17 protein-coding genes are annotated in these 22538 nt (G+C 29.3%); 3 read left to right on the top strand and 14 right to left on the bottom strand.

Annotated elements, in window-relative coordinates; translation table 11 throughout:
* Positions 1-2: 2 nt before the first annotated feature.
* The 14 genes from EJ01_RS14190 to EJ01_RS14125 form a co-directional block, all read right to left on the bottom strand.
* On the bottom strand, positions 3-938 hold the full coding sequence (locus tag EJ01_RS14190; protein ID WP_048082388.1) for a glycosyltransferase family 2 protein: 936 nt from the start codon (positions 936-938) through the stop codon (positions 3-5).
* 622 nt (positions 939-1560) lie between these two features.
* On the bottom strand, positions 1561-2520 hold the full coding sequence (locus tag EJ01_RS14185) for a glycosyltransferase family 2 protein (RefSeq protein ID WP_048082387.1): 960 nt from the start codon (positions 2518-2520) through the stop codon (positions 1561-1563).
* A 41-nt stretch (positions 2521-2561) separates the two neighbouring features.
* Entirely contained in the window at positions 2562-3632 is a 1071-nt protein-coding gene (locus EJ01_RS14180) for an acyltransferase family protein (protein WP_048082386.1), read from the bottom strand.
* 110 nt (positions 3633-3742) lie between these two features.
* Positions 3743-4429 (bottom strand): DapH/DapD/GlmU-related protein, encoded by a 687-nt coding sequence (locus EJ01_RS17885; protein WP_052376237.1) that lies wholly within the window; start codon positions 4427-4429, stop codon positions 3743-3745.
* Between the two features lie 128 nt (positions 4430-4557).
* Complete coding sequence (locus tag EJ01_RS16760) at positions 4558-5568, bottom strand: acyltransferase family protein (protein WP_052376235.1); 1011 nt, start codon at positions 5566-5568, stop codon at positions 4558-4560.
* A 128-nt stretch (positions 5569-5696) separates the two neighbouring features.
* Positions 5697-6710, bottom strand: a complete 1014-nt coding sequence (locus EJ01_RS14165; protein WP_048082385.1) for an acyltransferase family protein — start codon at positions 6708-6710, stop codon at positions 5697-5699.
* A 242-nt stretch (positions 6711-6952) separates the two neighbouring features.
* On the bottom strand, positions 6953-7978 hold the full coding sequence (locus tag EJ01_RS14160) for a ribitol-5-phosphate dehydrogenase (RefSeq protein ID WP_048082384.1): 1026 nt from the start codon (positions 7976-7978) through the stop codon (positions 6953-6955).
* A gap of 2 nt (positions 7979-7980) precedes the next feature.
* On the bottom strand, positions 7981-8685 hold the full coding sequence (locus EJ01_RS14155) for an IspD/TarI family cytidylyltransferase (protein WP_048082383.1): 705 nt from the start codon (positions 8683-8685) through the stop codon (positions 7981-7983).
* Between the two features lie 339 nt (positions 8686-9024).
* Complete coding sequence (locus tag EJ01_RS16755) at positions 9025-11991, bottom strand: CDP-glycerol glycerophosphotransferase family protein (RefSeq protein ID WP_052376233.1); 2967 nt, start codon at positions 11989-11991, stop codon at positions 9025-9027.
* Positions 11992-12589: 598 nt separating this feature from the next.
* Positions 12590-14362: a CDP-glycerol glycerophosphotransferase family protein gene (locus EJ01_RS16750; protein ID WP_052376231.1), complete on the bottom strand. Its 1773-nt coding sequence runs from the start codon at positions 14360-14362 to the stop codon at positions 12590-12592.
* A 98-nt stretch (positions 14363-14460) separates the two neighbouring features.
* On the bottom strand, positions 14461-15618 hold the full coding sequence (locus EJ01_RS14140; protein ID WP_048082382.1) for a CDP-glycerol glycerophosphotransferase family protein: 1158 nt from the start codon (positions 15616-15618) through the stop codon (positions 14461-14463).
* A gap of 44 nt (positions 15619-15662) precedes the next feature.
* Positions 15663-16397 (bottom strand): ABC transporter ATP-binding protein, encoded by a 735-nt coding sequence (locus tag EJ01_RS14135; RefSeq protein ID WP_245611224.1) that lies wholly within the window; start codon positions 16395-16397, stop codon positions 15663-15665.
* A gap of 34 nt (positions 16398-16431) precedes the next feature.
* Positions 16432-17919, bottom strand: a complete 1488-nt coding sequence (locus EJ01_RS17880; protein WP_245611223.1) for an ABC transporter permease — start codon at positions 17917-17919, stop codon at positions 16432-16434.
* Positions 17920-18240: 321 nt separating this feature from the next.
* Positions 18241-18618, bottom strand: coding sequence for a hypothetical protein (locus EJ01_RS14125; RefSeq protein ID WP_048082381.1), 378 nt, complete (start codon positions 18616-18618; stop codon positions 18241-18243).
* A 577-nt stretch (positions 18619-19195) separates the two neighbouring features.
* Here EJ01_RS14125 and EJ01_RS14120 point away from each other — a divergent pair.
* The 3 genes from EJ01_RS14120 to EJ01_RS14110 all read left to right on the top strand — a co-directional run.
* A complete protein-coding gene (locus tag EJ01_RS14120) occupies positions 19196-20575 on the top strand; it encodes a nucleotide sugar dehydrogenase (protein WP_084689242.1) in 1380 nt (459 codons plus the stop codon).
* Positions 20576-20797: 222 nt separating this feature from the next.
* Positions 20798-21775, top strand: a complete 978-nt coding sequence (locus EJ01_RS14115) for a hypothetical protein (RefSeq protein WP_052376230.1) — start codon at positions 20798-20800, stop codon at positions 21773-21775.
* A 37-nt stretch (positions 21776-21812) separates the two neighbouring features.
* On the top strand, positions 21813-22538 hold a 726-nt coding region (locus tag EJ01_RS14110; protein ID WP_048192898.1), incomplete at its 3' end, for a class I SAM-dependent methyltransferase.

Here is a 22538-nt window from a genome sequence, read left to right as displayed (position 1 = left end):
TCTCATTTAGATAGTTGCGAAACAGGTTCTTTTGGAGGTTTATTGGGCATAATCATGCCATAGTTAGTTTTTAATGTGTTTAAAGATAGTTTTAATCCATACATTCCCCATATTCCTGCATATGTAATTGCGGTTATAATTCTAGAATATTCATCTTTGTAATGTTTGTTGTAAAAGATATACATTGCCCTGTAAAACTCATATATGAGCTTGTTTTTTTGTTTACTGCTTGCTCCCTTGTAATGGATTATTTCAGCATCACTGTAATACACTATTCTCCAGCCAGCTGCTTTAATTCTATAGCACCAGTCAATATCTTCCCCATACATGAAAAATGTTTCATCTAGAAGCCCTACTTGACGGATAGCAGCAGATCTTAGCAGCATGAAAGCTCCAACTAAACAATCAACTTCATAAGTTTCATTTTCATCAAGATATGTGAGGTTATACCTTCCAAAACGTTCACTTTTTGGAAAAATATGTGACAATCCTGTCATTCGATAAAATGAAACATTGAAATTGGGAAAACTTCTCCTACATGCTTTATCCAACGTGCCGTCTGGTAGAACAACTTTACATCCCACTGCACCTAATGTATTATCATTTTCCATGTAGTCTATGCATTTTTCAATGCAGTCGTCAACAACTATGGTGTCAGAATTAAGTAACAGTACATATTTAGAAGATATTTGATTCAGGGCCAAATTGTTTGCGTGGGCAAAGCCTTTATTTTCTTCATTTGCAATAAATTTAATTAGACCATTTTCTGATTCTCTGGAAAAATCTTTTTTTAGATTTTCGAGACTGCCGTCAGCTGATGCATTGTCCACCACGTATATTTCATAACTGAAAGGGTGGTTTTTGTTGATTACAGATTCTATGGTTTGTTTTGTTAAATCATATGTACGATAGTTCACTATTATTATAGATAAGTCCATAAACTCCGCCTCTATATAAAATATTCTACTTGAGAATTGAAACATTCAATCTGAAGTAATACTTTCTTTAATTTTTTGATTACTAGATTGAAAAGTTATTTAACATTTCAGGAGGTTATAATATTATATTAAAATAAGAAAGATAAGCTTTACTATACATTTTTCATATAATAATAAATTTAATAATATTTTTAATAAAAAAACATATTTTAGTCAAATAATTAAAAAAAAATGCAATATTTATAAAAAAATAGTACATTATCTAGAAAAAATTAAGTCTAATAATAAATATAATTAATAATATCCAGTTAAATATAATTAGTAAAAATTTTGTATTTTTATTTAAAAAATTTAATTTACAGGTACTTATAATTATAGATCATATCAAATACCACATCTTACATTTTCACAGTATATTAAAAGGTTTTGTATTAAAAAAAAATAAATTTTACAGTATTTTTAATTAAAAGCCATTCTATCTTTAAATAATACATCTTACATTTTCAAAGGTATATTAAAAGGCTTTGTATAAAAAAAATAAATTTAACAGTATTTCTAATTAAAAACCATTCTATCTTTAAGTAATTGGTAATATTTTCACAGTATATTAAAAGGCTTTGTATTAAAAAAAAATAAATTTTACAGTATTTTTAATTAAAAGCCATTCTATCTTTAAATAATTGGTAATATTTTTATGTTCATATTTCGTTTTTTCAAGTTTCCCTAAAGAATTAAATCCCTCTTTTAGACCATTTAAATAGGTACTGCCCTGTCCTTTTTTAAAGAAAAATATATACTTTATGAAGTAGCCTGCAAGTAAAAAAATACCATTTATTACCAGTTGAGGCCATGGCATATTCTTATATGGAACATAAACATTATTCCTTGCAGCTAATCTGATTTTAAACTCATTATACTTACTACCACTGGTTCCACTGCCAAAATGATAGATAACCGCCTCAGGACAATATACACATTTATATCCTTGAATTCTTGCTCTATAGCTGATATCCACATCTTCCATATATGCAAAGAAGTTTTCATCGAAGCAGCCCAGTTCATCTAAAATGCTTCTTCTATAAAGAGCAGCTCCAGCGCAGGCACTGAAAGTTTCTCTTTCTGCAACATATAGATCCGGAGATTTTCCATCGCCTACTTTCCGGGTCCAGCCCAAAATAGTGTATTCATCTCCAGCATCGTCCATTTTACGCCTATCGTTGTAGCGGATCATCTTGGAAGAGACTGCAAATATACGTTCATCTTTTTCAATACATTTTAAAAGATTTGAAATGGAATCTGGCTCTAGTTCAACATCATTATTTAAAAGAAACACATACTCTGAAGATGAACTCCTAATTCCCTGATTAACTGCGGCTGCGAAGCCCAAATTTTCTTTATTTTGTATTAAAGTGAATTCAGGATAATTTTCATGGATATACCTTACACTTTCATCAGATGACGCGTTATCTATGATTATTACCTCATAAAAGAGGTAATTTTGCTTTTTAATCGAATCAAGGCACGTCTTAAGGAAGTGTCTCCCATTGAAATTAGGTATAATAACTAAAATTTTTGTATCCATAGAAATTCCTTTTTTTATATTAATAAGTATACTTAAATTTTCTATCTCTTATAAATGCTGTTAAAGCTTAATATTTTATCCAAGAATCCACGTATATTGCTAAATGGAAAATCATTATCATTTTGCGATTCATCTTTTACCAAAATTCCTGTAACAACTTTAATTAAAGTATTTACATATTCATTCACCTTATCTCTAGATAAGATAAATGTTACCATAACTGTAGCTGAGATAACATAGAGAGTGGTAAGAAGATAGTCCTTGAATATAAAATTTAAACCAAGGTAATTAATAATAATAGGTAAATTGAAAATGAAATAAAACTGCAGGACATAAACTGGCAATGAATTCCTTCCAATTTTAGTTAAAAATGTCTTCTTAGAAGTCATGATATTAAATAAAAGGATAACACTTATCATTCCAACAACCATGACTATAAACCTTAAAATAATTCCTTCTAAATTCCCAAGGTGCAGAGCAGAATAAGAAAGTTTTAGCTCTAAAATGTTAGCTGTGTATGGCTTAACTAAGAACGTGACTGCTGTAAGCAGCACAATTAAAATTCCTCCAGCTAAATACTTGTTTATAACGAACTTTTCTTTCATATCTTTGAAATAGAACCCTAAAAGAAAAACAGGGAAGTAACAGATAGTCCTGGAAATTGATAAAAATCCTATTTTAAAATCTACAGCCCCTACAAATAATCCTACCAAAATACTAATCCAGAAAATATATTTTATCCTATTTGCAACAGGCAACATTGTTCTCCAGAAGAATAAGCTCAGCAGGTACCATAAACCAACTTCAGGTACAAAATACATGGCTGAAGGAATAGTTCCATTTTTTAAAAAGATAAATACAATCCATAAAGTTTCAAATATCAAATAAGGTATAAAAACACCTTTAAATGCTTTCATACCACTATCTGGACTAATTTTAGAAAGATATCCACTAATAAATATAAATAATGGCATGTGAAAAAGATATACGAATTTATAAGTAAAATTAAACGCAAAGAGATTGTAAAATTGAGTTTCCTGTATAAAATGGGTTAAAACTACTAGAATTATAGCCATTCCCTTTAAGTTATCTAATTTGAGATCTCTAATCATTGCAACCACAAGTACTCTTTACAATGTATTAGTATAGTCCCATATTAATAAACGTCGCCAGATATACCCTTTAACATTAAACAAAATATTTATATGAAAAATGTATATTACTAACTCTTCCATTGATAATTTTCCTTTAGTACCCTACATGGATTCCCAACAGCCAAAACTTTAGGAGGAATATTTTTCGATATAACAGAACCTGCTCCAATTACAGCACCACTTCCAATTGCTACTCCTTTTAAAATAGTACAGTTTCCCCCAATCCATACATGGTCCCCAATATAAATTTCCTTTGTGATATCATCAGCAGAAACTTTATTCAGATCAACACAGGATTCAGCATGCTTATGTACATCAGAATCCATTATATTACATCTCCATGCAATAAAAGACCCTTTTCCAATCCATAATTTTTTTTGAACTTTTACTCTAGCTTGTTCATTAATATAAGAACCATTTCCTATTTCTAATACTGCATTATTCATTATAGAAATAGAACTATCCCTCATAAAACTTGCCCATCCATTTACAATGAGTTTTCCATTGTTTTGGACATATAATATAGTTCCTGTCGGTAAAGCATAATCAACACCCACTTTTAGACAGCCATTGTTCTTGATTATTATTTGAGCGTTACTGCCTAAATCCAATACTGAATTTTTACCTATAAAAACTCTTCCTCTAAATTTAAAACTGTAATATATTGATTTAAAAACTGCCAATTTACTTTTAAGCTTCAAAATTTCTTTAATTATCTTAAAATATTTATTAAACGTTGATACAGATATATTCATAATGAATCCCCCAAAATTACGATTAAATCTGCTTATAAAACTATCTTAATAGTTTTAAAAAGTACCCGATGTGATATTAATGAATAAAATATAACTTTTTAGTTCAAGTTTTTCTTTTCTAAATATGTTTATGTTGACCTCCGGGTATAAATCAGCTTATATTCTTTTAATAAAAAGTTTGTAACACTTTTTATTATGGCATCTACACCTTTACTAACTACATCACGTGATAAGATAAATGTTACTATAACCGTGGCTGAAATAACATAGATGGCAGTGAGTAGATAACTGTGGAATATAAACTTTAAACCAAAGTAATTGAGAATATCTGGTAAATAAAATATGAAATAGAAATGCAGAACATACACAGATAGTGAATTTCTCCCAACTTTAGTTAAAACCGTCTCTTTAGATGTCATTATGTTAAATAAAAGAATGACACTTATCATCCCAACAGCTATAGCCAGCAGCCTTAAAACCATTCCTTCTAAATTTCCAAGGTCCATAGCAGAATAGGAAAGTTTTCCAACCAGATTATCAGAATAATGTTTAAAGAAGAAAGTAGATGCTGTAAGTAGAATGATTAAAGATCCTCCTGCCAGATATTTGTTTATGGTGAATTTTTCTTTTATATCTTTGAAGTAGAACCCTAAAAGGAAAACAGGGAAGAAACATACAGTCCTGGAAATTGACAAGAAGCTTAAATCTAAATTAATAGTTCCTACTAATAAGGCCAGCAAGATACTGATCCAAAAGGCGTGTTTTACCATGTTTGCAATAGGTAACATTGTTCTCCAGAAGAATAAACTCAGCAGGTACCATAAACCAACTTCAGGTACAAAATACATGGCTGAAGGTAAATGTCCATTTTGTAAAAATGCAACGATAATCCAGAGGGTATTGAATATTAAATAAGGTATTAAAATACCTTTAAAAGCTTTTGACACATTATCTGGCCTAATTTTAGAAAGATAACCGCTAACAAATATCAACAAAGGCATGTGAAAGAGATATATGAATTTACATGTAAAATAAAAAGCAGAAGAACTGTAGATGCTGCTTTCCATTATAAAATGAGCTAAAACAACTAAAAGTATAGCCAATCCCCTTAAGTTGTCTAATTTAAGATCTCTAATCATTGTAATCACAAAAATGGTTATAATAAATATTAATGTTAAATAAGTTCTTATATCACCATTAATTCAGTATAAAACATCTAATATAAATGATTTTGTTTTTAGGTGTTGTTTATTCTATATTTTGATCTTTATGTTGACTTCCGCGTGTAAATTACATTGTATTCCTTTATTAAAAAGTTTGTAACGCTCTTTATCAAAGTATTCACGCCTTTATTTACCACATCACGTGATAAGATAAATGTTACTATAACCGTGGCTAAGATAACATAGGCGGTAGTGAGTAGATAACTGTGGAATATAAACTTTAAACCAAAGTAATTGAGAATATCTGGTAAATAAAATATGAAATAGAACTGTAGAACATACACAGATAGTGAATTTCTTCCAACTTTAGTTAAAACAGTCTCTTTAGATGTCATGAAGTTAAATAAAAGGATAGTACTTACCATTCCCACGACCATAACTATGAGTCTTAAAGCTATACCCTCTAGATTTCCCATTCCCATGACATGATATGAATCTCTTAAAAATAAAATTTTAGTAGTTAGCGGTATGAGGAATAACGTAGCTCCTACAAGCAAAACCATGAAACTTCCAGCTGCCAGATATTTGTTTATGGTGAATTTTTCTTTTATATCTTTGAAGTAGAACCCTAAAAGGAAAACAGGGAAGAAACATATAGTCCTGGAAATTGATAAAAGCCCAGTTTTAAAATTAATAGTTCCCACAAATAGCGCCAGTAAAATACTGATCCAGAAGACATATCTTATCTTACTTGCCGCAGGCAGCATTGATCTCCAGAAGAATAAACTTAACAGGTACCATAAACCAACTTCAGGTATAATATACATAGCTGAAGGTATGTGTCCATTTTGTAAAAATGCAACGATGATCCAGAGTGTGTTAAATATTAAATAGGGTATTAAAACAGCTTTAAAAGCTCTTGACACATTATCTGGCCTAATTTTAGAAAGATAACCACTGACAAATATCATCACAGGCATGTGAAAAAGATATATAAATGTATAAATGAATTGATATGAAAATAAGCCACTAAATGAAGTTTCTTGTATAAAATGGCCCAAAACAACTAAAAATATAGCCAATCCCCTTAAGTTGTCTAATTTGAGATCCCTATTCATTGTAATCACAAGTATCTGTTACAATGTAATTAGTATAACCTACTATTAATATAATACCTTATAAATAATCTAAATAATATTAAATAAAAGATTTATATGAAGATAAATGATTAATATCTTCATACAAAGGGCAACATTTCTTCAATATTAAATGATTTTTAAAATCTAAAATTTTATGCACTACATTTTAAATATATTACTAAATTATTTTCAGATTTAACCTTTTTAGAACATATGGCTAATTATTTATCCCAAATAAGCACAGTCTTACCAAAATTTAATTGATTATCCTTTTCAAATGCATGACTTATATCATTTATAGTTCTAATGGGGCATACTGAAGCTATTATACTTTCCAAATAATTAACTATCTCAGGATATTTCTCTAAAATACCTATTGTATTTTCAAAGTCTTCTTTTGCACTTCTACTGCTGCCATAAAGCCTTAAACCTTTTTCCAATACCATCCTTGTATTAATTGGGACCGGATATTCTGATACCCCTAAAAGAGAAATTGTCCCCTCAGGATTGATATGATCAATTATCTGATCAATTGCCGATTGCGATGACTGGCCACCCACACATTCAAAAGCATGATCTATCCTCAAATCATCAGGCACATCATTTATTGAACAAATTTCATCGGCAAATGTAAAATAACTCAATTTTTCGGGATTTTTTCCAAACACAATGATCTTTGTCCCTGGAAATATGAATTTAAGCAGGACAGCAGTTATAAAACCAACATTTCCATCTCCCCAGACTCCAATAGAATTTTTTCTGCTGTGAGAAAACTTATTCAAACGATTTATAGAATGGAGACAGACACTGATAAGTTCAGAAAATGAAGCTACGCAGTAATTAATATTTCCATTAATTTTAACAAGTCTATCTGGTGTTGAAATTACATAATCCTGTAAAAATCCATCAAATCCACTGGATCTAAATTTGCTGCTGCTTAGATAATTTTCTCCAATTACTTCATCACTTTCAACAGGAGTATTCGGAACTATAACAACTGTATCACCAGGTTCAAAACTGCCACTCCCATCATATACTACCTTTCCTATTCCCTCATGAATTAAAGCCATGGGAAGTTTCTTGGCCAGTATTTCTGGGTCACGAGACCCCTGATAATACCTCTGATCTGCCTTGCAAATAGAAAGATAAGTGGGCCTGACAATTACATGATTACCTTTAAGGTCTATTTCTTCATAAGCTATTTCCAAAAGTTTAGGAGAAACCACACGATATATGGCATTTATCATTCTTATTCCCCTTTTAACATACCATTAGCCACTTTCAAGTCATAAGGGTATGTAATTTTGATATTGTTAACTTCACCTTCAACTAGATAAACATTTTCTCCTTTAATAACAAATATTTTAGCAGCATCCGTTAAAACTTCCTTCTCTTCATCAGTTAAGCTATTGTAAAGCTCTTTTAATTTTAATATTTTAAAGGACTGAGGAGTCTGTCCCTGGAACATGCATTCCCTATTTGGAATAGAACTGATAAGTTCTCCATCTGCACTCTCAACAATAGTATCTGTAGCAGGGACAACTGTATCACACGCACCATACTTCCCTGCAAATTCGATGTTTTCTTCAATAATTCTGTGGGTTAAAAATGGCCGTACGGAGTCGTGGGTTACAATAACTGATTCGCCATCAATTTCGTAATTTTCTTCAATGAATTTAACTGCATTCATTATGGTTTCATTACGAACACTTCCACCCTCTATAACTGCAATACGATCAGTTTCACCTACATATTTATCAACTAAATCTCTAGTATGTTTAATCCATGGTTTTGGACATAAAACTATGATTTTTTCAAACTTATCATTTATAAAAAATTTTTCTATAGTATGGACGATAATTGGTTTATTTCCCAAAAGCAAATACTGTTTGGGTTTTTCAACATTTCCCATCCTGTTACCTATTCCGCCTGCTAAAATAGCTGCAAATATCATAATTATACTTCTCCATAATCGTAATACATAATATCTAATTATTCTTAATGTAGGGCCATGTTAACTTAATTAGATTATTTTTAACTATACTTCCCATTAATAAACATGATCATTAATCTGCATAATTAGCAAACATCTCCCAATTATTAATATAATTTTCAATGATTTAAATCTAATACAATAACGTCTTAAAAAATTAAATAAATATAAACTAAAACATTAAATCCCATACATTGAAATATAAAAATAGTATTGGTATTTTCTTTGCATATTACAGTCTTTAAAGAAATTATAGATTTATAGATATGATCTATGTTTCCTATTTTTGACTTAATTTATTTATTTTCTGTAGTATTTTGCTGATAAATTATCTAATTCCACATTATTTAAGGACATATTAGCTGTATCCGGACTTAATGCTTCATTGTCCTTTTTAACTGAATTTAATGGGTTTATATCATGCATTTCATTTTTTGACAAGTAGCTTTCTATTAATTCTACAACTTTTTTAGTCGAATTACCATCACAAGCACCCATATACTTCATTTTAAACTCTTTAAGATTTTTTATATGAGGATCTGTAATCATTGAACGTATTTCTTTGATCAGTTCATTAGAATTATGCACCATCGTTCCTGGAAGATCTTCAGGATACCTTAAATAAAAATCCCGAGTATATTCATCAGGACAGTAAAATATCATGGGTTTATTAAGTAGCGCATACTCAAAAATAACAGAAGAATAATCAGTGATCATCATATAAGACGCTACCATAAGTGAATATGTTGAAATACTGCTTAAATCAATTATTTTACTGTATTTTTGACCTTCTAACAGATCTTCTTTCATCAAGGGGTGTTTATTAATTATAAAAAGTTCATCCTCATTCAATGATGCATTTAACTTTTCCCAATCGATTTTGGTGTCAAAATATTCAAGTTGACTGTTGTTATCTTCACGAAAAGTGGGGGAGTACAGTATTATCTTTTTATCTTTTAATTGTGGGAACTGTTGATACAGGTCATAGAGCATTGTTTTTTTATTTTCTTCATCAAAAAACATATCAGTTCTGGGAACACCAAGAGCTCTTATTTTGTTAACAGGTAACCCAAATGCGCTGGCATAATATTTACGGACATGTTCTGAACTTACTATAACATCAGTATATTGAGAATGAGTTTTAATCTCAGTTTCTCTATCTGTAGATGGATGATCCAAACCAAATTTTTTAAATGCCCCACAGGCATGCCACAATTGAATAACCTTTTGTTCTTTTTTAAGTTCTACCTGTCTTAAATAACGTAAATAATCATCTGTAACTATTATTTTGCTGGTAATTAAATAATATAACATTCTACACTGCATTTTGTCAGAATGAGGGAGAATTTTACTGATAAAAATCTTATTAGAATTTAATCCATTGTATACATAAGAACTATTTTCTAACAGTTTATTATCACCGCGGATAGAATAGAAAAATATTCTATTTCTTAAAGGCAATTTTTGCAGTATTTTGATGTAAATACTAAACTTTTTATCATTAGATTGATTTTTACTGTTATTTGGGCGCCCATGTTTAATTAATCTCCTGATTTTAAGCCCATAATCAAAAATGTCCTTAAGAATATTAAGAGAATTTGTTTTAATGGTTAGTGATTTATCATGACTTTTCAAGAATTTAGTTAATTCTTTTTCATCCTTAGTGCTGAATATATACTTCTTAGACACCTTTTTGAACTTTGCCTTCTCATATAACCTTTTAACATCCTGTGCAGAATCATTAGAAAACTCAAACCCAACTTTTCTTAAAAAACCAACTTCTAAAAGTTTATTACTCAAATAAAGATCCAAATGATTAAATCTAGATTTCCGGCTAGTATTTATCGTGTTTCTATAAGAGTAAGCTAATTCCTGGGAATGGTAATCTAAAATCTCATGGTTATGTAACCTGCTGATTTTAAATGCAGCCATGTTAATTTTGGTGTCGTTAAATGCGTTGAACATATGTCTTAAAGTCCGAGGGTCTAAAATAACTAAATCCTCAACAAATAAAATAAAATTACCATTAGCTTGAGTAAGAGAATTATTTTTAAATGACTTTTTATCCTTTGAATCTAAAAACTTTAAATTTGGATTATTCAACCAATTATCCGAAACGACATCTTTTAAACTAGTATTTACCAGTAATTCAAAAGCAGGGAAATCCTGGGCATAAATTGATGATAATAAATTTTCCATTCCATTCAAATCAATATTTTCAGGGTTTAAAGCAATAGTTATAAGAGGATTAGAAGCCATTTCCATTTTATCTGTAATTAACTCATCAACTCTCAAATCTCCAAAGGAACTTTTAAGTCTTTCCCAAGAATTATGAAACATGTTATCCTTAAATGAAAGTATACTATCTGTAATTAACTTAATTGAATCATCACTTACCCTCCAGAACTTCCGATAAAAATGATCCAACAGTATATTTACCTCTTTATAAAGAATTAAATCCAAATGACCATAATATAAAAATTTAGCTTCTGAAATTTCTCCTTTTATATTTTTTGTCTTGGCTTTGTTCAGATTTTTAATAAGGCTTTTTTCTGCAGCATCATATATCATTTTATGAGCTGATAAATAATCATTTATGGATTTTACTTCAATAGATTGGGTAATTGAAGCTGTTTCCCAGAAATTCCTTTTCCTGTAAAGAAGCACTTCATCATTACATCCCGTAATTTTACTGCAGTTGTAAATGTAATTCATTACAAAAATACCATCTTCAGAATAATTAACATCCTCAAAATGTAGATCTAATTCATCTATTTTCTCCTTCAAAAACAGTTTATTGCCTAAAAGGAAATTCCATAAAATATTATCATCAAATTTATCTATATGCTCCATTTTAGATAAGATCCGAGGATGATTATAAAGTCGTGAATTAAAATTATCGAATTCTCTTATTTGACCTATTACAAGTTCTGCATCATTTTCAAATGCAGTTCTATACATTTTCTCAAGCGCTTTTGGAGCAAATAAATCATCAGCATCTAAAAAAGCAATATAATCTCCACATGCCTCATCAAGGCCCTTATTACGTGCCTTAGATACTCCAGAATTAGGCTGAGTAAATGATCTGAAATTCGAATATTTTTGGCAGTATTCATCAATAATTTCCTGTGTCCCATCAGTAGACCCATCATTGACAATAATCACTTCAAAATTACGAAACGTCTGGTTAACCAGTGAATCTAATGCTTCTGCTAAATAGTCCTCTGCATTGTATGCAGGGGTGATAACTGATATTTTAAAACTCATATTTAAACCATTAAATTATTTTTTTTTATCCCAAACTATTTTGCTGGAATTTAATTTCTTCTAAATGATTCATTTATACCATCATATCCATTAGAGAAAAGGAATTTATATACTTTCCAAATAATTGACAATTTCAGTATTTTTATAATGGTCCCATTACCTTTTAAAGTCTTTTTGTTCTTATACTGCTGTCATAATATCTTAAACACTTTTTAGTACTATTCTAGTATTAATTGAAACCCGATATCCATATACTCCTAAATGAGAAACTTTTCCCTCGGGTTGATATGCTTTCCCAGAGTTAATACTCAACTCTCATTTATTTAATATTTTATACGATGGTTAATAACTATTCTAATAACTGTCTTTCACTTTAATAACCATTATCCTTAAAAGAATAAGTTAATAAACTTCAATATCTTTTTAATATTGTCTGTATTTATAATTAATAATGAAATATGAAATTACATATCATTTTATGCAATATGTCCCCTGTTAAAATAATTTTTTCAAGTTAAGTATAACTTAAATTAATCAATGTTATCAATATCTTATGTAAACATGATTTTTCACACTTCTACATAAAACAAGACACATATCACGAGTTCAAAATTTTATAGATCATGTCAACAACCCTTTCTGTAGACCTTCCATCAAGATGATCAAAGAATCTATTTTTAAACTTTGAAATCTTTTCCATTTCAAAATCTTCATTTAAAATTGCGTTAATGACCTGTTCCTGATTAAACACTATTTTACCCGGCACAAAAGTTTCAAATTCATAATAAAAATCCCTTGAATCAATATATTCTTCTAAATCATAAGCATAAAATAGCATAGGCACATTTAAAAGAGATGATTCAAATATAACTGATGAATAATCAGTAATGACTAAATCAGATACAAATAACAGATCATTTATTTCAGAATTTTTGGAGAGATCCATTATAAAATTTTTATATTCTGGAGGTATTTTCATTTTTTCAGTTACAAATGGGTGATGTTTAACTATGACCACATATTCCCCGCCAATGGCTTCATGAATTTGCTTTAGATTGAATAAATCCATTGGATAATGAGCATCCTGCTTTCCATCACCCCTAAATGTCGGTGCAAAAAGGATTATTTTTTTATCGACTAAATGAGGGTACTCCATATAAAAGGAAGATTCTACTTTTTTCCTGTACTCTTCATCAAAGAAAACATCTGTCCTTGGAACACCTGTGGCAACAACCTTTTCATTGGATAAGCCAAACCCTTCTGCATAAAACTTTGATATCTCTTTAGAACTTACAATAGCACGATCATATGAACGGTGATTTGGAGAAAATTGCTGTGGACCTCCTTCTTTCCCAATCCTTGAAAATCCAAATGTTTTAAAGGCCCCAACGGCATGCCACAGCTGTATTAAAGTGATATCATCTTTAAGATCAAATGTATGTATACTCGGCATGAAATCATCCAGTAAAATAACTTTGGAGGTTGATAGAATGTTTACATAATTAATCATTTCCATAATACTCAAACTTTTGATAGGTTTGGTGTTTAAGAATTTGACTATTGAAATAGATGGATCATCTCCTATTTTATGGTAAATAAACTCAAAATTACCTGTAAGATCCTCTCTTCTTTCAGATACAAATGCTATCTGATTTTCCCTTACTTTGCGCCTGCGCAGTAAATTATATAATCGCCCCATGATCCACAATTTAAAACGCCTTCTACCCAAACCATGTGCTGAAAACTCATATATTTTCCAGTTGATATGGAATAAAACCGCAATTAACTTATTATGAGTTCTTTTAAAATCAGGAGATTTTTCTGAGATCCCTTTTTGAGCCAGAACTGCATCTAAAGCAAATAAAGGAATCAAAATAACGGCCATAAAGAATAATAGATAACTATAAATAGTTATCAAAGGCCCATACTTACTGTTTAACCGTTTATGTTCTTCTAAAGATTTTTGAGGTAAAATAACTACTTTTTCATCTTTATCTGCAACTTTATAGTAAATATTATCAGATGCTAAAATACTGTTTTTAAAATTCAGTTTCAAATTATCGATGTAATTTCCACCGTACATCAATGAAAATCTAATGGAAATACAGTCATAGTTTTCCCTCCAAAACAAATATTCCAGTTCATATTCACATTCTGCGTGGATAAAACATTTACCTGAATCTAAATAAAAACTTGTTACTTGTAAGGGCAATCTTCTATTTTCTGCCCCATTATCAAATGTTATACTTAGTTTAGGCTTTTTAGAATTGTTTAGATAATCAAAGGTCCCATTTATTGAAACTGTCAGTATTTTTTCTTCAATAAAAAATTTTTCTAGCTGAAATGAATGAAACATGGTATAAACGTCCATAATAATGAATCACTTGTATTAACTAGTAATATATGTAATAATACTGGCCAAATAAGTGTAATTTCTAAATAAAGTATTATTTCAAAATTATAAATAAATTACTTATTATTATCAAGAATATAGTCCACAATACGTTTTGTAGAATTCCCATCGAAATAATCAAACTGTAATTCAGTAAATTCTTCTATTTTATTTAAGTCAAAATCATCATTTTTAATTATATCTATAAGCTCTTCCATATGGCAGGTAACAGGCCCGGGTACTCTTTTTTTATAGTCAAAGTAGAATCCTCGTTCAATATGGGTGTAATATTTATAATCATATGGATAAAAAATAATTGGCTTATTTAAAAGGGCATATTCTACCATTATAGATGAATAATCAGTTATTAAAATATCGGCAAGTAGCAGCAGCTCCTTTTCGTCCTTATAATTTGTAACATCAATTAAATTATAATCATCTAATAGATCTGCACTGTTTATTCGAGGGTGCAATCTTACAGCTAAAATATACTGATCTCCTAATTCACGATTAAATAAGTCTATATTAAAATTTTTAATTATATCTTTATCATGAAAAGAATTTTCTCTAAAAGTAGGGGCATATAAAACAATTTTTTTATCTTTAGATTCAGGGTATAAATTTTCAAACTTATTTCTTAATTCTACCAGATTATTTTCCCTGAAATAGTAATCAGTCCTTGGAATTCCTAAAGGGATTACTTTTTCTTCACTTACTCCAAATGCTTCCTTATAAAACGGGGCTACATTTTTAGAGCTCACCACCACATAATCCAGTTTCTCAGAAATTCGTTTCTCCAAATCTATCAAATCAGGATCAGTAACAGAGGATAAACCAAATTTCTTAAAGGCTCCTGGACCGTGCCAAACCTGAACAACATCAGATTCTAGATCTAAATCCATATAAGCCATGGGTAAAAAATTATCATTCAAAAAGATATAACGGGAAACAGCTAATCTGTAGGATTTAACCAGAAATAATCTAAGTAATACGAAAATTTTCCTTAAAGCGCCGCTTACAGAGTTCATTCCACTTAAATTATATTCATCCCTTGAAATAATGTTACATTCTAAATGTTCATTTCTTTTATTCATTTCATTGTAAATGTACTTCAAATTACCCCTGAATTTATCCTTATTGATTATTATGAAAGATACTCTATTATTATTTATTTTGAATATGTGTTTGTAAAAGTTAAAAAATGCAGCAAATAGTTTGTATTTAGTATTTTTCATGATATCTAACCCATAGTAAAAAAAATAATTAAATTCAGGCAGTTTCAGCTTTTTTCATATGCTGCACAAACTTCTTCCACATCTCCCTGCATGATTAATTTTCCTTTTTCAAGCCATATTGCCTTGTTACAGAGCCTTTTGACCTCACCTGCCGAATGAGATACATATAAAACTGTTACTCCTTTTTTAAAAAGCGACATTATCCTTTCTTCGCTTTTTTTTCTAAATTTTGCATCACCTACAGATAGAACCTCATCTAAAACAAGTATTTCAGGTTCAACAACTGTAGCTATAGAAAAGCCCAATCTGGCCTTCATTCCAGACGAATAATTTTTAATAGGAACATCAATAAATTTTTCCCCAATCTCTGAAAATTCCACTATCTCGTCATATTTCTCCTCTAAAAATTTTTTACTATATCCCAACATAGCACCGTTGAGGAATATATTTTCTCTACCCGTGTAATTACTGTCAAATCCTGCACCTAATTCCAGTAAAGGTACGATCTTACCGTTTATTTTAACATTACCCTCAGTAGGTTTCATAACCCCGCAAATTATTTTGAGAAGTGTACTTTTACCTGCACCATTTAATCCGACTATCCCAACTCTATCCCCTTTTTTTACGTCAAACGACACGTTTTTAAGAGCCCAAAACTCCTGAAAAAAAAGTTCTCTTCTTAAAAACTTAATAACATACTCTTTAAGATCACTTATTTTTTCTTGACTTAAATTGAATTCCATTCCAACATCATTAACTTTGATAATCGTTTTATCCAAATTATCACCTGATAATAATAATTACATTTGACTTTTAAACATATAATATAAATTTATCCTGATATTTATAAAATAAAATAATCCCTAAAACTAGCGCTATTACTGCCATAACTGATGCATATAACAAAGTATTTAGATTAAATATTTGTCCATATAAGAAAGAATCCCTGCATAAACTTATAAATGCATATACCGGATTTAGCTCAAATATAAAACGATAGTTATCTGGAATAATTGTTATAGGATAAAAAATTGCGCTTCCATACATTAAAAGCATTGTAAAAACTCCATATAAATGTTCTATATCTCTAAAGAACACCGTTACTGTGGCAAGTATGAGGCCCATACCTACTGTAAATATGAGAAGTAATAAAATCGGTAAAACTGCATATAATATGTATATTGTAAAAGGAGCATTTGTAACAACCATTACTAAGAAAAGAATTATAAGAGAAAGTGCAAAAGTTACGAAACTGGATAGAACCACACCCAGAGTATACATGTATTTTGGCACGTATACTTTTTTAATGATAGATGCATTCTTTTTAATTGAATTCATAGCTGCACTAGTTCCCTGAGCATATAGATCAAATATTATTTTTCCAACTAATACATAAACAGGAAAATTCTGTATATTGCTTTTATAAAGAGCTGTAAATATAGCAGTTAATACTACCATAGTTAATAATGGATTTAAAAAACTCCAGAATATTCCAAGTACAGACCTTCTATACTTTATTTTAATGTCCCTTTTTACAAGCTCTAAAAGGAGAAACCTGTATTTTGAAAAGTTAGCAATAAACCTGTGTTTAGATATAACGTTATAATTCACTTTAAGTAAATAACCAGCCAAAGACAAGATAATTAAAGATAAACTAATTGAAGTTAGTTGAATACCAACCAAAAAGTTTAAAATAATCCCCAAAACTATAATTAGTGATGCAGCCAGCAATAACTTAAGTTTAGAGAAATTTTCATTAGTTTTGGTACCTTTAGAAATATTTACAGCATTATTATTTACAGGTGCAGGTGAAAATGTTTCATCAGCATACTTCAGCCTACCCCCACAGCGGCAAGCTTCAAAATCATCTAATGATTCACCTTCCTTGAGCTTATAGTAGCTTCTGCAGTTTTCACAGACAATATATTCATTTTCTATTTTCTTTGACAGTTTAGCTCTTCTTATAAAAGCAACTGCAATAAAGACATTGGTAATTATAAGTAAAATATTGATAAATGTTTCACTGCTAAAATTTAAAACTACTCCCAGTACTAATGCTAGGGCAAAAACAATTATTAAACTCCATAATCCGCTGGCTAAAAAAAATTTAGTTTTACTAATATTGTTATATGGAAATATTATAGCTAGTAATGAATATCCAAGCAAGAAAAATACGATAATTTTAAGAAATATCATTATTTCAATATTATTTAGCGCATGAATGTTGAATAGAATAATGCTTAAAGTAGTAAGAATAACTACAATTCCAATGTCAGTATTAGATGTTTTAATTTCATTCATGCTTTACCTTTGAATATTCGTATTTGTAATCACTGTATACTAGGAACAGATTATTTTAATATAAAATTTTTTCCATGTTAAATTAGTTTAGATTTGTAATAATATCCAACTGTTAAAAACAGAATTTAAATTACAGTTCTTATATTAAATGGAATAATCGCCTATATAATGTTTACTTTAGAGTGATATATCTTTTCATATTATCTAAGATTAATTAATTTAAAAACTTAAAAATAAAATATGCAAATTTCCAGCATTGAATCTTAAATGGATCTAATATATTTCTAATTAAGCAGTTAGTACAGATTGATAGGTATCTGATTATTGTAAAATCTCACCAGAATCATCAGTCCCTGTATCAACTTGAGAGTTCCTATCAGAGCTATCTCGAGATGTTCCACCCGAATTACTTCTATAATTACCAGTATACCCTGTGTTGTCTCGTTGACTGTACTGAGTACTACTTCTATAGGTTCTGCTTGAAGAATACTGTGATGTTACATTGCTGCTATTCAATTTTTCAGTGCCATTTGTTTCATTGCTCTGATTTAAAGTTGAATTGCTATTATTTAGACTTGTATTTATGGTATTTTGGCTGTTATTTCCGTCAGTGGAAGCTATTACTGTGCTAAAATACAGCCCCATAACTATAAAGTTTACTAATACAAATAATACAATTATTTTATCTTGTATTTTCATATAGGTCCTTCTTTTTTTAGTTTTATAAATAGATATCTATAATTCCATTTTATTTATTATTTTCTATTTTAATATGTACTCAAATTAAAGTAAATCATTAAATATCAAACTTAAGTATCATGATTAACCTAATATGTTATTTATTAGCAAAATATACATATTTTTATTAATCTATTCATAAATTGACAGTATACTTGACTTTTAATTAGTTAAAGTATACAAAAACATATTAATATAAACATAAGTTTGATTATTATCTTTTTTCCAAAAATGCAGTTAAATTGTAAATTAAAATTTAAAAAATAATATAACTATACGTAATGTTAAAAAAAAAACAGTGCCAAATTAAATTTAATTTATAAAAAAAGATTGAATTAGTTAACTAAAAACTACTTTCAACATTTTATGATAAAACAAAGTTTAAATAATAATTAAATTAGCCCATATTCAAACTAAAGTATGATTAGGCCACACAGCATTATTATAATCGAAATATTTAATAAAGTAAATAAAAAATTAAGATTTATATTAGTATACTGATTATCAATAAATTTTCTTAATAAGGGGATGGGATACAATGGCAGAAAAAAATTACAAAATAGCTCTATTTGGTTTAGGATATATAGGACTTCCTACCGCTGCCTTATTTGCAAAAAATGGCTTTAAACTAATAGGAGTAGATATAAACCAAAAAATAGTAGATTCAATTAACTCAGGATGTTCACCAATCTTAGAACCGGGTTTAGCTAAGCTAGTTAAAGATGGAGTAACCAAAAAACTATTATCGGCAAGTACTGACGGTATTGAAGCCGCCGAAGAATCTAATGTCATGATCATAGTAGTACCTACTCCTATAGATGAAAATAACTGTTCTGATCTCACAGCAGTTATTTCTGCATGCGAAACTGTTTCTCATGGATTAAAGAGAGGAGATCTGGTAATAATTGAAAGCACTGTTCCACCATATACTTGTGAAAGAACGGTGATTCCAATACTTGAGCAAAGTGGCCTTAAAGCTTCCGTAGACTTTGGAGTAGCTTATACACCTGAAAGAGCATTACCCAATAACACTCTTTATGAAATGACTCATAATGCTAGAGTTATAGGGGGACTTAATGAAGAAAGCGCTGAAAAAGCAGCTTTTCTTTATGGAAAAATTACCCAGGGAAAAATTATAACCGTTGAAAATCTAGTAACTGCTGAAATGGTTAAGTTAATGGAAAATACATACCGAGATACCAACATTTCCCTAGCAAATGAACTTGCCATGGTATGTGAATCATTAGGCATAGATGCCATTGAAGCTATAAAAGCAGCTAATTTCCATCCTAGAGTCAATATACTTTCTCCAGGCCCTGGAGTAGGGGGACACTGTCTTTCTGTTGATCCCTATTTCATAATAGAAATGGCTGAAAAGCAGGGCATCGAAGCCAGGCTTATTAAAACTGCCCGAGATATAAATAACCACATGCCTCATCATGTGGCCCAAATGGTTGAAAATAGTTTAGATGAAATTGGAAAATCTACTTTACACTCAAACATCGGCATATTGGGAGTCGCATATAAAGGTAATACTGCAGACACCAGAGAAACTCCTGCCAAACCACTTATTAATGATTTAATTTCTCAAGGGGCAGAAGTTCTTGTTCATGATCCTTACGTTAGTCCCGAAGTGATTATTAACATGGGAGCAAAACCTGTAAAAATAGAAGAAGCCCTTAATTGTGACTGCACTGTATTGATAACTGACCATGATCAATACTGTGACTTAACTCCTGCAATGATAAAAAGTCATATTTTTATATGTACTCGTCCTATTTTAGACCCAGAAAGATTTAAAAATGAAGGAATTATCTTTAAAGGAGTTGGACGGCCATATGTTCCTAATTATTCTCTTTTAGATTCAAATGATTTTGAAGATAAAAGAATCATATTAGATGGGGCCGAAAAGCCTTAATATTTGATTTTAAATTTTTTCAAAACTAGCTGTCGAATAAGCTATAATTACAACCATTACGTTAACACTTAAAAATACATAAATAGAAATTCATTTGACTCTTTATATTTTCAACTAGTTGATTAATACTAAATACAGTATGTAAATAATGAATTTAAATAGGGATATTGAAAATTTAATAAATAAAAGGAATAGATATGCTAAAATATGGAGTTCACGGTTATGGATGGAATTAAAGAGTTTATTTTGGACATGTATGATTTAGAAAATGCTGAATTTCCTTTGAATGAGTTATTTTCTTTACAGATTAATCATAATAATGTTAAATATGAGTTTCTCATTAGATTTTCAAGCAATAACAAAAATTTAATATGCTTCGGTTCGGGAGCATTCGATCCAAAGAAAATTTCACCCCCAATTTATAATAGATTCAGCTGGCAAACTCAATTCGATGAGTCAGTAATTTATTACAATGACCCCACATTGTATATTAATCCAAAAGTACCTTTGAAGTGGGGTGCTACAAATTTATCATTAGGATGGGGTGTTGGGAAATCAGAGGAATGGTATTTATCAATAATAGCAGATATAATACATAGTTTAGCCCTTAAAAAAAATATTAAGCATGAAAATATACTATTTTTTGGTAGTTCAGGTGGAGGTTTTACTTCAATTATTTTAGCTACTTTAATTAAAAATTCCGCAGCTATAGCTAACAATCCCCAAATATTCTGTAAAAATTTGAAAGATCATTTTGATAATATTATAAAAACTTGTTTTGATGATTTGGACTCAGAAACAGCTTTAACGCAATATAAATATAGATTTGATGTTATAGAAATGTTTAAACGTGAAAACTATATACCTCCCATTACTTACTTACTTAACGTGAATTCTGAAATTGATTTATTAGATCATTTTGTTCCTTTTATTAATAGTTTACCTTCGCTGAAATTTGATAATAGAGTAAATGTAGTATTATATCAAAGTGAAGATGGACATAATGGCGTAATGGACAAGGAAGAGACTATTAAAATGATTAAAGATCATTTTAAGACAAATGAACATGCTATCAAATGTAAAAATAATATAGATGAAGTCAGTTCAAGCATTGAATATCAAGATTATTTGTTAAATAAAAAAAATTATGAAGGTATGGTTAATAAATTCAAAAATAAACTAGCTAAAAAAGTGAAATAACCTAAAAACAATCTTAAATTAACAAAATGAGGTTAATATGATTAATAATAAAAAATATTGGGATAATAGATTTAAGTCAGGAGATTGGGAATTAAATAAAGGAAATGAACAGACTTTATTTCATTATAATATTTTGTTAGAGCATATACCAGACTGGTTAAAAAATGAAATATATGATAATAACTTTAATATATGTGATTTAGGATGTGGAATGGGGGAAGGTGTTGATTTATTTAAAAAATATTTCAAAAAATCAGAAATTACAGGTGTAGATTTTTCTGATTATGCTATAGAAAAAGCTAAAAAAGTATATCCTGATAATTCATTTATACGCTCAGATATCACTAACTTCAATAATCATTATGATGTAATAATATCTTCACATACATTAGAACATTTTGAAAATCCATTTGAACTTTTAAGTCATATGATAAGTTTGGCAGATAAATATTTTATTTTAATAATTCCATTTCAAGAAAAAGATCTCCATAAAGAACATTTTTACTCTTTTGATTATAATTCCTTTCCTATAAATATCCAAAATCATAAACTAGTTCATTATAAAGAAATAGATAGACTATTTTTTGATGCTGGAGGTTATTGGGGAAAAGAACAATTAATCTTAATCTATGCCAATACCAAAAATATAGATACCAGCAATTTTACATTAGAACAACTTAACAACAGTTACTTTGGTGAATTTAAACTTCAAAAACAAATTTATAAAAATAAAGTAACTGAATATGAAAAGAAATTAGATTCT

It is taken from the genome of Methanobacterium veterum (assembly GCF_000745485.1).
GTDB lineage: Archaea > Methanobacteriota > Methanobacteria > Methanobacteriales > Methanobacteriaceae > Methanobacterium_D > Methanobacterium_D veterum.
Note: the sequence above shows the minus strand (reverse complement) of the source record. Positions and strands in the feature narration are given on the sequence as shown.

What these genes read in the sequence shown, in the direction of transcription:
- EJ01_RS16760 (WP_052376235.1), bottom strand. Translation starts at nt 5,568, where the DNA reads ATGATTAGAGATCTTAAATTAGACAACTTAAGGGGATTGGCTATACTT.
- EJ01_RS16755 (WP_052376233.1), bottom strand. Translation starts at nt 11,991, where the DNA reads ATGAGTTTTAAAATATCAGTTATCACCCCTGCATACAATGCAGAGGAC.
- EJ01_RS14190 (WP_048082388.1), bottom strand. Translation starts at nt 938, where the DNA reads ATGGACTTATCTATAATAATAGTGAACTATCGTACATATGATTTAACA.
- EJ01_RS14185 (WP_048082387.1), bottom strand. Translation starts at nt 2,520, where the DNA reads ATGGATACAAAAATTTTAGTTATTATACCTAATTTCAATGGGAGACAC.
- EJ01_RS17885 (WP_052376237.1), bottom strand. Translation starts at nt 4,429, where the DNA reads ATGAATATATCTGTATCAACGTTTAATAAATATTTTAAGATAATTAAA.
- EJ01_RS14140 (WP_048082382.1), bottom strand. Translation starts at nt 15,618, where the DNA reads ATGAAAAATACTAAATACAAACTATTTGCTGCATTTTTTAACTTTTAC.
- EJ01_RS14155 (WP_048082383.1), bottom strand. Translation starts at nt 8,685, where the DNA reads ATGATATTTGCAGCTATTTTAGCAGGCGGAATAGGTAACAGGATGGGA.
- EJ01_RS14120 (WP_084689242.1), top strand. Translation starts at nt 19,196, where the DNA reads ATGGCAGAAAAAAATTACAAAATAGCTCTATTTGGTTTAGGATATATA.
- EJ01_RS17880 (WP_245611223.1), bottom strand. Translation starts at nt 17,919, where the DNA reads ATGAATGAAATTAAAACATCTAATACTGACATTGGAATTGTAGTTATT.
- EJ01_RS14115 (WP_052376230.1), top strand. Translation starts at nt 20,798, where the DNA reads ATGGATGGAATTAAAGAGTTTATTTTGGACATGTATGATTTAGAAAAT.
- EJ01_RS16750 (WP_052376231.1), bottom strand. Translation starts at nt 14,362, where the DNA reads ATGGACGTTTATACCATGTTTCATTCATTTCAGCTAGAAAAATTTTTT.
- EJ01_RS14160 (WP_048082384.1), bottom strand. Translation starts at nt 7,978, where the DNA reads ATGATAAATGCCATATATCGTGTGGTTTCTCCTAAACTTTTGGAAATA.
- EJ01_RS14165 (WP_048082385.1), bottom strand. Translation starts at nt 6,710, where the DNA reads ATGAATAGGGATCTCAAATTAGACAACTTAAGGGGATTGGCTATATTT.
- EJ01_RS14125 (WP_048082381.1), bottom strand. Translation starts at nt 18,618, where the DNA reads ATGAAAATACAAGATAAAATAATTGTATTATTTGTATTAGTAAACTTT.
- EJ01_RS14180 (WP_048082386.1), bottom strand. Translation starts at nt 3,632, where the DNA reads ATGATTAGAGATCTCAAATTAGATAACTTAAAGGGAATGGCTATAATT.